Genomic DNA, 11,615 nt, shown 5'->3' with positions numbered 1-11,615 from the left:
GAAGTTTTTCTTACTTTTTTGATTGTTCGAGCGTTTTTTGTTCAAAACACCCCATTTTCACTAGTATTCCTCTTAATTAAGGGCTTAAGGTGCCTATATAAAGGAGGATTTATGAGTTCAATACGCAGTTATAAAGGAATATCCCCTCAGATTGGGCAAGGTGTCTATATAGATACCAGTTCAGTACTGGTTGGTGATATCAAAATCGGTAACGACTCTAGCGTGTGGCCTTTGGTTGCAGCTCGAGGGGATGTGAACCACATTCATATTGGAGAGAGAACGAATATCCAAGATGGTAGTGTCTTGCACGTCACCCATAAGAATGCTGAAAACCCTGACGGTTATCCTCTCTTAATAGGTAATGATGTCACTATCGGGCATAAAGTAATGCTGCATGGCTGCACTATTGAGGATCGTGTACTTGTTGGTATGGGAGCGATCGTGTTGGATGGCGTGATTATCCAAAAAGAAGTGATGATTGGTGCTGGTAGCTTAGTGCCACCAAACAAGGTACTTGAAAGCGGTTACCTCTATGTAGGAAGCCCAGTAAAACAAGCTCGCCCATTAAATGATAAAGAGCGTGCCTTTCTACAGAAGTCTGCAGACAACTACGTTCAGAATAAAAATGACTATCTAGACTCTGTAATTTCAGTCTAAAGCGCTTTGATCTGAATCCGATTAGAGGAGTCATACTCCTCTTCTTCTATTAACTCTTCCGCTAGCTCTTCAATATCGAAACGTAACTCTGAAAAGATAACTAAAGCTTGATCGCCTTCTTCTATATCTTTACCTGCCAATCGTGATAATTCCTCAATAGACATGACACATTCGATCAATGCGCCCGACTGTTGTGCTGGGAACGTGATTGTTCGGCCCTCTTCATCCCAATCTTGGATATCAGGAAATAGAATTGATTGATTCATTTTTTATAAACACCCCATTACATCTCTAGATTTTTACGTAATTCTCTTAAAATCTGTTTTGTTCCCGGACGAAGACCACGCCAAAGCATAAAGCTTTCTGCTGCCTGCCCCACTAGCATACCCAAACCATCATAAGCAGCATGAACACCATTATCTAATGCCCATTGATTGAATACCGTCGTTCCAGATCCATAAACCATGTCATAAACGGCGCTAGTAGAATTGAAAATCACCTCAGACACTTCAGGAAGCTGCCCGCTTAGACCAGATGAGGTAGAGTTAATAATGACATCAAAGCCTTCATTAACATCACTTAGCCCCATCCCCTTGATGTTGCCATGCGACGAAAACATCTCAGCCAGAAGTTCAGCCTTGGAGCTGGTTCGATTAGCGACCACCAGCTGTTGTGGCTTTTGGTCGAGAAGAGGTTGAATCACTCCTCTCGCAGCACCACCAGCGCCAAGAAGAAGAACACGTGCTCCTTTTAGCGTGACTTGATGTTGAAGCAGGTCTTGAACTAAGCCCTCACCATCGGTGTTATCACCAATGATCTCTCCATCATCTAACTTCTTAAGGGTATTTACGGCACCAGCTAGTTCAGCTCTCTCAGTTAGGCGATTGGCTAACTGATAGGCATCTTCTTTAAAAGGCGCTGTGACATTGCACCCTCGACCACCTTCGCTGAAAAAGGTTTTGGCAGCAGTGATAAATTGACCGTGCTCTGGCTGTAATGCTGTATAGGTAAGTTGTTGGCTGGTTTGGCGAGCAAATAATGTGTGAATGAATGGCGATTTGCTTTGCCCAATAGGATTACCGAAAACGGCATAACGATCTACTTGCTGTGTCATATCCTTACCTAACAGAAATAATAAAAAGGGTCATCTATATAGATGACCCTATCACTATCCCTATAAGGAAGGAAGAACTACCAAACTCGAGGTTTGAGGTAGTCACTATAAAGCAGAGCTTCTGGTGAGCCCGCTTGCGGTTCATAGCGATATTCCCAACGAGCCAACGGCGGCATCGACATCAATATAGACTCTGTGCGCCCACCGCTTTGCAGGCCAAATAAGGTACCACGGTCGTAAACTAGGTTGAATTCAACATAGCGGCCACGACGGTATAGTTGGAAGTCACGCTCACGTTCGCCATAAGGTGTATCTTTGCGACGCTCGACAATAGGTAAGTACGCCGCAGCAAAACCTTCACCGACAGCCTGCATATAAGCAAAGCTCTTATCGAAACCCCACTCATTTAAGTCATCAAAGAACAGACCACCAACACCACGTGTTTCGTCTCGGTGAGGAAGATAGAAGTACTTATCACACCACTCTTTGTGTTCTTGATAAACATCATCACCAAACGGCGCACAAAGATCTTTAGCAGTTTGATGCCAAGATTGGCAATCTTCATCGACAGGATAAAATGGCGTTAAGTCAAAACCACCACCAAACCACCAAATCGGGTCTTCCCCTTCTTTTTCCGCAATGAAGAATCGAACGTTCGCGTGTGAGGTTGGGATATATGGGTTTTTAGGGTGGATAACTAATGAAACCCCCATCGCCTCAAACTTACGTCCGGCTAACTCAGGACGGTGAGCGGTTGCAGAGGCAGGCATTGCTTTACCAGCGACGTGAGAGAAGTTAACTCCACCCTGTTCAAATAAAGCACCATTGGTCATCACGCGAGTACGACCACCGCCACCTAGACGATCGCCAGGTTCTCGCTCCCATGCATCTTCTTCAAACAACGCTACACCATCAGCTTGCTCAAGCTGCTGGCAAATCGAATCTTGTAGGCTCAGTAAAAACTGCTTTACTGCTTCTTTATCAATTGCTGACATCTTACTTCCTTTGCAGGGTTTAGCCCTGTCTTAATATTTTCGACGTTTTTGCATCTCTAATTTCGCTTGGCTTCTCACGACCACCCGTTTGACCTTCTAAAATAGCCACCAAATGTTGGCCAAGTTGCTGCTTAACTTCTTCAGTCGTCATACAAGGCGGCTCGCCGGTCAGGTTAGCACTGGTAGAGGTTAACGGCTTACCAAACTCATTACACATTCTTTGAACCAAAGGGTGATCAGTCACTCGTACCGCGATGGAATCAAATTGACCACTTACCCAGTCAGTAACTTTGCTGCTGGTTGGCATAATCCAAGTGACCGGACCTGGCCATGTCGCTTTCACTGTTACCAACTGTTCTTCCGTCAACTGGCTTTCATCAATGTAAGGTAACAGTTGCTCGTAACTTGCAGCAATTAAGATCAACCCTTTCTCGATCGGTCGTTGTTTTAAGTCGAGTAATTTCTTGATGGCTTGTGGATTATCGGGATCACAACCGACCCCAAAAACGCCTTCAGTCGGGTAAGCAATGACTTCACCTTGTTGTAATGCCTGCAAAGTATGTTGAAAGTTATCCACGGGTTGCCTCATTAAGTCAGTTATCGAACTCGCTAAGTGTACAAATTATCATTCACTGTGACTAAAGCTATTTGTTTATAAAATGTATCAATTAACAACTTAGACTGACGCAAACGTTTTCCTTAAGTAATTTTACCCGTATAATGCGCGCAAAATATCTAATCACTAATTAAATCGTACCTGAAGGAGTTTGAGATGACTGTCGGTATTATCATGGGTTCTAAATCTGATTGGCCAACAATGAAGCTAGCTGCAGAAATGTTGGATCAGTTTGGCGTGGCGTACGAAACAAAAGTGGTTTCTGCTCACCGCACACCTCAGTTGCTTGCAGACTACGCAACCAGTGCGAAAGAGCGCGGTATTAAAGTAATTATTGCTGGTGCTGGCGGTGCAGCGCACCTTCCGGGCATGGCTGCTGCTTTCACAAGCGTACCAGTTCTGGGTGTTCCAGTTCAGTCTAAAGCACTGAAAGGCATGGACTCTCTGCTTTCTATCGTGCAGATGCCAAAAGGTATCGCGGTAGGTACTTTGGCTATCGGTGAAGCTGGCGCTGCCAATGCAGGCATCCTAGCGGCTCAAATCATTGGTACACACAATGAAGAAGTAATGGCAAAAGTAGAAGCATTCCGTTCTGAGCAAACAGAAACGGTTTTGGCTAATCCAAACCCTGCAGAGGACTAATTTCCATGCATGTTCTTGTGTTAGGCGCGGGCCAACTTGCTCGCATGATGTCCCTAGCTGGGGCACCGCTGAATATTGAAATTTCTGCTTTTGATGTTGGCAGCAAAAATATTGTTCACCCATTAACGCAAGCGATTCTAGGTAACGGCTTAGAAAATGCGATTGAGCGTGCGGACGTCATTACTGCTGAATTCGAACATATTCCTCACGATGTACTTGAGGTGTGTGAGCGCAGCGGTAAGTTCTTACCGACAACAGAAGCAATCAAAGCTGGCGGTGACCGTCGTCTTGAAAAAGCCCTGTTAGACGAAGCGAACGTGAAGAATGCTAAGTACTACGTGGTTAACTCTCGCGAAGACTTTGACGCTGCAATTGCTCACGTTGGCTTACCAATGGTGTTGAAGAGCACACTTGGCGGCTACGACGGCAAGGGCCAATGGCGCTTAAAGACATTAGACAATGTTGACGCGACTTGGGCAGAAATGGCTGAGTGCATTACCGCGACCGACAACCAAGCGATTGTGGCTGAAGAGTTTGTTCCGTTTGACCGCGAAGTATCACTGGTTGGTGCTCGTGATACCAATGGCGAGGTTCAAGTGTATCCACTGGCTGAGAATGTTCACACCGACGGCGTGTTGAGCTTATCGACAGCGATTGATGACATTGAACTGCAAGAGCAAGCTAAAGCCATGTTCACTGCCATTGCTGAGCGTTTAGATTACGTTGGCGTGCTAGCACTTGAGTTCTTTGATGTTCAAGGTTCACTGCTTGTTAATGAGATTGCACCACGTGTTCATAACTCGGGCCACTGGACGCAACAAGGCGCAGAGACTTGTCAGTTTGAAAACCACCTACGTGCAGTGTGTGGCATGCCACTAGGTAGCACTAAACTGATTCGTCCAACCGCAATGATCAACATTCTTGGCGAAGATACTCTTCCTGAGGCTATTCTTGCTCAAGGTGGTTGTCATGTTCATTGGTATGGCAAAGAAAAGCGTGCAGGTCGCAAGATGGGTCACATTAACGTGAGCGCTGACTACAACGCAGAATTACAAAGAGCTTTGTGCTCATTGGCTGAGATTCTTGATAAGCAAGCCTACCCTGCTGTGCATGAGTTTGCTGAGCAGATGAAGTAAGCCTACATTGGCTTATTGATATGAAAAGTTTATTGGATACAAAAACGGCGCTCAGTGAGCGCCGTTTTTTTGTGTCTATAATATCGAGTTATTGAGATTGAATGTGGTGACACTTGCGATCAGCGCATTGCTTCTTGGTACCACTGGCTGTTTTCTTCTCAAGTAACAACGGGAACTGGCACTGTTCACAACGACCTATAACAGGTGGCTGATTAACGGCGAACTTACACTTAGGGTAGTTATCACACGCATAGAAGGTTTTGCCATAGCGAGATTTACGCTCAACCAAGTGGCCTCGACCACACTCAGGGCAGGCAACAAGTGGCTGCTCTTCAGGTTGTTCTTTCGGTTGGTCCAAAGATTCGATGTGATTACACTCTGGATAACTGCTACAGCCAATGAACATCCCAAAGCGACCTTGCCTTAATACCAATTCGTTTTGGCATTTAGGACACGGAACGCCCAGCTCTTTCACCACATGACCATCATTTTGATGAAGAGGCTTGATGTAATCACAGCTCGGATACTGCTTACAGCCTAAAAATGGGCCGTGCTTACCGTGGCGAAGCTGAAGCTCCCCACCACACTGTGGACATGGTTCATGCTCAAACGCATGTTCATGTGCTGAAAAAAGCTGATTATCAATCTTACTACTCATGATAAGCCTGTATTAATGCAAGATACCTTGCTCTTTGGTGTACAACAGCTCTTCCATTTGCGTGTAAGCACTTTCATTACCCGGTACATTGAACAGTACCATTAAGATAATCCACTTCAGATCATCCAACTCAAATTCATTGGTCTCTAACCCCATGACACGATCAATCACCATTTCACGAATCTCTGTCGTGAGGACGTTGATCTGCTCAAGGAACAACAAGAAACCACGACACTCCATATTAATACGTGATATCTCTTTACTTGTGTAAACACGCATCGAGGTATTAGAGCACATAGTAATCGCCGCTTGGTTATCGGTATCTTGCAGTGCAGCAAGGTCTTCTAACCAATGGAGAGCCTTATAAATATCATCTTGGTGAAACCCCGCTCGAAGAAGTTCATCTTCAAGTTCGTCTTGATCCACCTGCAATTCAGAATCGCTATGGATGTAGGTTTCAAACAAGTACATCAGTATGTCCATCATCATAGCTTAGCCTCTCCCCTTTCGAATATAGCCACCGGAAACTGCAACAACATGCCCTGAGAGCTCAAGCTCTAAAAGCTGCATCATGACTTCATGCACAGGTATATGGGTTCTCTGTGCCAAAATATCAACGGGTGTCGCCTCTAATCCTACGTTAGCTAACAGCTGTGGAAATGGCAATTGTTCATTTTCACCCTCATTCGGCGTAGGTTCGAATAAGCTCGGCTGCTGATCTATAGACCAGTTTAACAGACTCTTTATTTCAATCAGAACATCTTGAGCATTTTGCACTAAACATGCTCCAGCTTTGATGAGACTGTTACCTCCGCGACTGGTTGGGCTATGAATAGAACCGGGCAGCGCAAACACTTCTCGACCTTGCTCCATGGCATAGCGAGCGGTAATTAAAGAGCCACTCTTCTCAGCCGCTTCCACCACCAAGGTTCCTAACGACAAGCCACTTATAATACGGTTACGACGGGGGAAATGTTCAGGTCTTGGTTTAGCACTCGGTCGAAACTCTGAAATCAGCGCTCCGTTCTCACAGATCCTCTCAGCTAGATTTCGGTGGCGGGCAGGATAAATGGAGTCCAAGCCAGACCCCAACACTGCAAAAGTTTCCCCTCTTTTATCTAGAGCACCATCATGAGCATAGCCATCGATACCTAAAGCTAAGCCACTGGTGACAATTAAACCGTTTTGGACAAACTCTTTGGCGAAGGACTTGGCGGTCTGCAGTCCTTCAATACTGGCATTGCGGCTGCCGACCATCGCGATTTGAGGCTCGATCAGTTTTTCAACGTGACCTTTAACGAAAAGAACACTGGGCGCAGAGGCAATCTCATTAAGCAGTTTGGGATAATGTGGGCAATTAGGGGTAATGATGTGATGGTTAGGCTGTTTTGCTTGCCATGATAAGCAAGCCTCCACTTCTCTTGGGGCTTGCTCTCTTAGATAAGAGATTTGTTTGCCTGATAAACCCATCACTTGCAGCTGCTGGCTTGAGTAGCCAACAATGTTCGAAGGGGAATCGATACTCAGCAGGCGAGAAAGGCGTTTGCCACCCAATTGAGGAACAAAACTTAGAGTTAGCCAAGCACTCAGTTGTTGCTCATTCACTCGGTGCCCTTAACCTCTTCTGTCAAAGCAAGATCCAAAGGCGATACTGCCAGAATGCCCTTGCTAACAGGCTTAGAGCTCTGAGTGATCAACGCGAGGCTAAAATACTCATAAGGACGAATGACCATCAAGCTACCCAGCGAGGTACTTGGCAATTGCACCTTATCGCTCGCCGCAGACTCTTTATAACTGTATTCACCTTGCTTACCAAACACCACCGCACCGCTTTCGCTGAGGGTAAACATAGAACCTTGGCGAAGGTTATCCTGTGAACCTTTGTTGATCACTACCACCTGATTCTTCGCGCTGTATTGGCTGCCATCTAATGAGCCCAAGATATTAGCAAATTGACCCGCCGCACTAGGTGCAGGATAAAACGTGGTAGAGAGCTTCACCTGATCAACACCAAGTTCTGGTAGCACAAGGTCGTTCAGCAATACCTCTTGCAGCTGAGTGTCTATCTGCAAGCTGCTGAACTCAGCATCCACTTCTTTTAAGCGCGCCGTGGCGACCAAACGCAACGAGGTCATACTCGCTTGAGGTTGCTGTCGCTGGTAGGTTTCAACGGCGCGGTAAATACCCCACTTTTGATGTTGTTGGTTGCCCGAGATAAACAACCGGTCTTCACCCGATAAGAAGCGTTTGCCATCACTGGTTCCTAATACTCGTTGTGCCGATTCGATATCTTGCTGCTCTACCAAGCGATCAGACTGTAAATAAGGTAGAACCAGTCCCTCGTTGACGGTAGGTACTGCTTTCTTCTCAGAGACACGAATCTTAGGGCTAAGCTTGATAACAGGCTTGAGGCTCAATACAGGCTCGCCATTAATCCAAACCAAAGACAGTTTATCTCCGGGATAAATAAGGTGAGGGTTTTCTATCTCTGGATTGACCTGCCATAACCTTGGCCACAACCATGGACTATCGAGATACATCGCAGAGATATCCCACAAAGTATCGCCCTTAACCACCACATACGCCTCAGGTGCGCCCTGTTTAATGGTTAAAGGTTGCTCACTATTTTCAGCCGTAGCGGCGAACGAAATCGAGGCACAAATAAGAGATAAAGCAGGCAATAAATGACGCATGACCTAGGTTCCTTGGTCTGAATATATGACATCTGATTGGAGAATTACCTTCAGGATGCTGTCATTTGACCTCTAAAATGTCTAGAATTGAGCCAACAAGGTTTAAGCTGTTTCGGCACAGTTCAATATTTCGAGTGTATATGTCTGTATTACAAGTATTAACATTACCAGATGATCGTCTACGTACCGTGGCGAAACCGGTAAAAGAAGTTACCCCAGAGATTCAAAAGTTCGTTGATGACATGATTGAAACCATGTACGACGAAGAAGGTATCGGCCTTGCGGCAACGCAAGTAGATTTCCACCAACGCATCGTTGTTATCGATATTTCAGAAACACGTGATGAGCCAATGGTGCTTATCAACCCTGAAATTACTGAGAAGCGCGGCGAAGATGGAATCGAAGAAGGCTGCCTATCTGTACCAGGCGCTCGAGCTCTAGTACCTCGCGCTGCAGAAGTAACGGTTAAAGCACTAGACCGTGACGGCAACGAATTCACATTCGACGCTGACGACCTTCTGGCTATCTGTGTTCAGCACGAACTTGACCACCTAGAAGGCAAGTTGTTTGTTGATTACCTATCGCCACTAAAGCGTAAACGTATCCAAGATAAGCTAGCGAAGATTAAACGTTTCAACGAGAAACAAGGTTAATAACCGCTGCTATTACTAAATTAGAAGGAAGCCTACCTTGAGTCAGTCTTTAAGAATTGTCTTTGCAGGTACTCCGGATTTCGCCGCCCGTCACTTGGCGGCGTTGTTGTCTTCGGAGCATGAAGTTGTTGCTGTTTACACACAGCCAGATCGCCCAGCAGGCCGCGGTAAAAAACTCACTGCGAGCCCAGTAAAAAACATCGCACTTGAAAACAATATTCCGGTTTACCAACCAGAAAACTTCAAGTCAGATGAGGCTAAGCAAGAGCTAGCTGAATTGAACGCTGACATCATGGTTGTTGTCGCTTACGGCTTATTGCTTCCGCAGGTTGTATTAGATACGCCTCGCTTAGGTTGTATCAACGTACATGGCTCTATCCTACCGCGCTGGCGTGGTGCTGCTCCGATTCAACGCTCTATTTGGGCAGGTGATAAAGAGACAGGCGTGACGATCATGCAGATGGATATCGGCCTAGATACTGGCGACATGCTAAGCATCGCAACGCTGCCTATCGAAGCGACAGATACCAGCGCATCAATGTACGAGAAGTTAGCGGGCCTTGGCCCTGACGCGCTTGTTGAATGTCTAGCGGACATCGCTTCTGGCAAAGCAGTTGCAGAAAAGCAAGACGATGAGCTTGCGAACTACGCGAAGAAGCTAAGCAAAGAAGAAGCGCGTATCAACTGGAGTGATGAAGCTGCGCATATTGAACGCTGCGTTCGTGCCTTCAACCCATGGCCAATGAGCCACTTTGAAGCTGCTGAGAACAGCATCAAAGTATGGCAAAGCCGTGTGGCAGAGCAAACTTCTGATAAGCCTTCAGGTACAATTCTGCAAGCGGATAAAACTGGTATCTACGTAGCGACAGGACAAGGCGTACTTGTTCTTGAACAGCTACAAGTTCCAGGTAAGAAAGCCATGTCAGTTCAGGATATCTTGAACTCACGTGCAAGCTGGTTTGAAGTTGGTACTCAACTTTCTTAATCCGCTTTTAAAGCTGTTAATTACACAGCTTAGAAAACCTTTACGAGGGCAGAGATGTCCTCATGTATTCAAATAAATATTCGGTACCCCTCATGAATGTTCGCGCTGCTGCTGCAAATGTCCTATTCCAAGTTGTCGATAAAGGCCACTCTCTTTCACACGCTCTCCCTGCGGCTCAAAAAACGATCCGTCCGCGAGACCATGCTCTACTGCAAGAGATTTGCTACGGCGCACTTCGTTATCTGCCTCGTTTAGAGTCAATCGCTAACGAACTGATGGAAAACCCGCTTAAAGGTAAAAAGCGTGTATTCCACCACCTAATCTTGGTGGGCATTTACCAACTAAGCTTTATGCGTATCCCTTCGCATGCTGCGGTTGCTGAAACGGTTGAGGGTACTAAAACACTGCGTGGTCCAAGCCTGAGTGGTTTGATCAACGCTGTACTACGTAGCTACCTACGTGACCAAGAAGAACTAGACGAGAAAGCCGTTAGCCACAATGCAGGCAAATACGGCCACCCAAGCTGGATTCTAAAAATGCTTCAAGAGAGCTACCCAGATCAATGGGAGCAACTGGTTGAAGCAAACAACAGCAAGGCACCAATGTGGCTGCGCGTTAACCGCCAACACCACACTCGTGACGAGTATGTTGAGCTGCTTAAAAACGAAAACATTGAATACACATTGCACCCTGAAGCAGCCGATGCCATAAAATTAGCTGCACCTTGTGATGTTACTTTGCTTCCTGGCTTCGACAGAGGTTGGGTATCTGTGCAAGACGCTGCTGCTCAGCTTTCGGTTGATTACCTAACACCAAAAGATGGTGAGCTGATCCTAGATTGCTGTGCTGCGCCAGGTGGTAAAACGGCACACATTCTTGAGCATACCAACGATACTGAAGTGGTTGCGATTGACTGCGACATCAAACGTCTAGACCGTGTTTACGATAACCTTGAGCGCCTACAACTACGTGCCGACGTAATTTGTGGCGATGCTCGCTACCCTGAAGAGTGGTGGATGGGTGATAAGTTCGACCGTATTCTGCTTGATGCACCTTGTTCAGCGACTGGCGTAATTCGCCGTCACCCTGACATCAAGTGGCTACGTCGTGCATCTGACATTGACGCGCTGGCTGAACTGCAAAGCGAGATTATGGATGCTATGTGGCGTCAGCTGAAAGAAGGCGGCACCATGGTTTATGCGACATGTTCTATCACGCCGCAAGAAAACGTGCTGCAAGTGAAAGCATTCCTAGCACGTACAGAGAACGCAACGCTGGTTGGGTCTGATATCGAAAATCCGGGTCGTCAAATACTGCCTGGGGAAGAAGATATGGATGGCTTCTACTACGCTGTTCTAGTAAAACAGGCATAACAACTAACAGCGGCTAAGAATTTATTTCTTAGCCGCTGTTTCTTTCTAGTGCATTATCGAAGCAAAATGCACGCACTAGAATTACAACGGCAA

The 11,615-nt window shown here is 46.2% G+C and carries 14 protein-coding genes; 6 read left to right on the top strand and 8 right to left on the bottom strand.

What is annotated here, in order from left to right; all coding sequences use genetic code 11:
* The first annotated feature begins 111 nt into the window (after window positions 1-111).
* Entirely contained in the window at window positions 112-657 is a 546-nt protein-coding gene (locus AB6E54_RS18020; protein ID WP_017058763.1) for a gamma carbonic anhydrase family protein, read from the top strand.
* Here AB6E54_RS18020 and AB6E54_RS18015 read toward each other — a convergent pair.
* From AB6E54_RS18015 to AB6E54_RS18000, 4 genes are all read right to left on the bottom strand, one after another.
* Complete coding sequence (locus AB6E54_RS18015; RefSeq protein ID WP_102331965.1) at window positions 654-923, bottom strand: DUF1488 domain-containing protein; 270 nt, start codon at window positions 921-923, stop codon at window positions 654-656. The genes AB6E54_RS18020 and AB6E54_RS18015 overlap by 4 nt on opposite strands.
* Window positions 924-940: 17 nt before the next feature.
* Window positions 941-1,771 (bottom strand): shikimate dehydrogenase, encoded by an 831-nt coding sequence (aroE, locus tag AB6E54_RS18010; RefSeq protein WP_017067739.1) that lies wholly within the window; start codon window positions 1,769-1,771, stop codon window positions 941-943.
* Between the two features lie 77 nt (window positions 1,772-1,848).
* The gene (gene hemF, locus AB6E54_RS18005) at window positions 1,849-2,766 is read right to left on the bottom strand and encodes an oxygen-dependent coproporphyrinogen oxidase (RefSeq protein WP_017069580.1); all 918 of its coding nucleotides are present in this window, start codon (window positions 2,764-2,766) and stop codon (window positions 1,849-1,851) included.
* A gap of 19 nt (window positions 2,767-2,785) precedes the next feature.
* Window positions 2,786-3,343 carry an L-threonylcarbamoyladenylate synthase gene (locus AB6E54_RS18000; RefSeq protein WP_065584144.1) on the bottom strand — a complete coding sequence of 186 codons (558 nt, stop codon included), beginning with the start codon at window positions 3,341-3,343 and terminating at the stop codon, window positions 2,786-2,788.
* A 195-nt stretch (window positions 3,344-3,538) separates the two neighbouring features.
* On the opposite strand from AB6E54_RS18000, the gene purE reads away from it, so the two are divergent.
* Both purE and AB6E54_RS17990 read left to right on the top strand, forming a co-directional pair.
* Window positions 3,539-4,024, top strand: coding sequence for a 5-(carboxyamino)imidazole ribonucleotide mutase (gene purE, locus AB6E54_RS17995; RefSeq protein ID WP_004735777.1), 486 nt, complete (start codon window positions 3,539-3,541; stop codon window positions 4,022-4,024).
* A gap of 5 nt (window positions 4,025-4,029) precedes the next feature.
* Window positions 4,030-5,160, top strand: coding sequence for a 5-(carboxyamino)imidazole ribonucleotide synthase (locus AB6E54_RS17990; RefSeq protein WP_102321074.1), 1,131 nt, complete (start codon window positions 4,030-4,032; stop codon window positions 5,158-5,160).
* An 88-nt stretch (window positions 5,161-5,248) separates the two neighbouring features.
* On the opposite strand, the gene AB6E54_RS17985 is transcribed toward AB6E54_RS17990, so the two are convergent.
* From AB6E54_RS17985 to AB6E54_RS17970, 4 genes are read right to left on the bottom strand one after another with little or no spacing between them, the layout of a single operon-like run.
* Entirely contained in the window at window positions 5,249-5,818 is a 570-nt protein-coding gene (locus AB6E54_RS17985) for a type I DNA topoisomerase (protein ID WP_102331966.1), read from the bottom strand.
* Window positions 5,819-5,830: 12 nt separating this feature from the next.
* Window positions 5,831-6,307 (bottom strand): DUF494 family protein, encoded by a 477-nt coding sequence (locus AB6E54_RS17980; RefSeq protein WP_029235095.1) that lies wholly within the window; start codon window positions 6,305-6,307, stop codon window positions 5,831-5,833.
* A 3-nt stretch (window positions 6,308-6,310) separates the two neighbouring features.
* On the bottom strand, window positions 6,311-7,423 hold the full coding sequence (gene dprA / locus AB6E54_RS17975; RefSeq protein WP_017071760.1) for a DNA-processing protein DprA: 1,113 nt from the start codon (window positions 7,421-7,423) through the stop codon (window positions 6,311-6,313).
* On the bottom strand, window positions 7,420-8,511 hold the full coding sequence (locus AB6E54_RS17970; RefSeq protein WP_102331967.1) for a LysM peptidoglycan-binding domain-containing protein: 1,092 nt from the start codon (window positions 8,509-8,511) through the stop codon (window positions 7,420-7,422). The genes dprA and AB6E54_RS17970 overlap by 4 nt, the downstream gene beginning before the upstream one ends.
* 140 nt (window positions 8,512-8,651) lie before the next feature.
* Between AB6E54_RS17970 and def the strand changes: the two genes are divergently transcribed.
* The 3 genes from def (at window position 8,652) to rsmB (ending at window position 11,522) form a co-directional block, all read left to right on the top strand.
* Window positions 8,652-9,164 (top strand): peptide deformylase, encoded by a 513-nt coding sequence (def, locus tag AB6E54_RS17965; protein WP_017058772.1) that lies wholly within the window; start codon window positions 8,652-8,654, stop codon window positions 9,162-9,164.
* Between the two features lie 37 nt (window positions 9,165-9,201).
* Window positions 9,202-10,149, top strand: coding sequence for a methionyl-tRNA formyltransferase (fmt, locus tag AB6E54_RS17960; RefSeq protein WP_017063006.1), 948 nt, complete (start codon window positions 9,202-9,204; stop codon window positions 10,147-10,149).
* A 92-nt stretch (window positions 10,150-10,241) separates the two neighbouring features.
* Window positions 10,242-11,522, top strand: a complete 1,281-nt coding sequence (rsmB, locus tag AB6E54_RS17955; RefSeq protein ID WP_017063007.1) for a 16S rRNA (cytosine(967)-C(5))-methyltransferase RsmB — start codon at window positions 10,242-10,244, stop codon at window positions 11,520-11,522.
* The last annotated feature ends 93 nt before the right edge of the window (window positions 11,523-11,615 follow it).

The sequence above is a fragment of the Vibrio sp. 10N.247.311.49 genome, from assembly GCF_041467655.1.
Classification (GTDB): domain Bacteria; phylum Pseudomonadota; class Gammaproteobacteria; order Enterobacterales; family Vibrionaceae; genus Vibrio; species Vibrio crassostreae_C.
The sequence above is the reverse complement of the archived record's forward strand: the minus strand, read 5'-3'. Positions and strand labels throughout refer to the sequence as shown.

What these genes read in the sequence shown, in the direction of transcription:
- AB6E54_RS18020 (WP_017058763.1), top strand. Translation starts at nt 112, where the DNA reads ATGAGTTCAATACGCAGTTATAAAGGAATATCCCCTCAGATTGGGCAA.
- AB6E54_RS18015 (WP_102331965.1), bottom strand. Translation starts at nt 923, where the DNA reads ATGAATCAATCAATTCTATTTCCTGATATCCAAGATTGGGATGAAGAG.
- aroE (WP_017067739.1), bottom strand. Translation starts at nt 1,771, where the DNA reads ATGACACAGCAAGTAGATCGTTATGCCGTTTTCGGTAATCCTATTGGG.
- hemF (WP_017069580.1), bottom strand. Translation starts at nt 2,766, where the DNA reads ATGTCAGCAATTGATAAAGAAGCAGTAAAGCAGTTTTTACTGAGCCTA.
- purE (WP_004735777.1), top strand. Translation starts at nt 3,539, where the DNA reads ATGACTGTCGGTATTATCATGGGTTCTAAATCTGATTGGCCAACAATG.
- AB6E54_RS17990 (WP_102321074.1), top strand. Translation starts at nt 4,030, where the DNA reads ATGCATGTTCTTGTGTTAGGCGCGGGCCAACTTGCTCGCATGATGTCC.
- AB6E54_RS17985 (WP_102331966.1), bottom strand. Translation starts at nt 5,818, where the DNA reads ATGAGTAGTAAGATTGATAATCAGCTTTTTTCAGCACATGAACATGCG.
- AB6E54_RS17980 (WP_029235095.1), bottom strand. Translation starts at nt 6,307, where the DNA reads ATGATGATGGACATACTGATGTACTTGTTTGAAACCTACATCCATAGC.
- AB6E54_RS17970 (WP_102331967.1), bottom strand. Translation starts at nt 8,511, where the DNA reads ATGCGTCATTTATTGCCTGCTTTATCTCTTATTTGTGCCTCGATTTCG.
- def (WP_017058772.1), top strand. Translation starts at nt 8,652, where the DNA reads ATGTCTGTATTACAAGTATTAACATTACCAGATGATCGTCTACGTACC.
- rsmB (WP_017063007.1), top strand. Translation starts at nt 10,242, where the DNA reads ATGAATGTTCGCGCTGCTGCTGCAAATGTCCTATTCCAAGTTGTCGAT.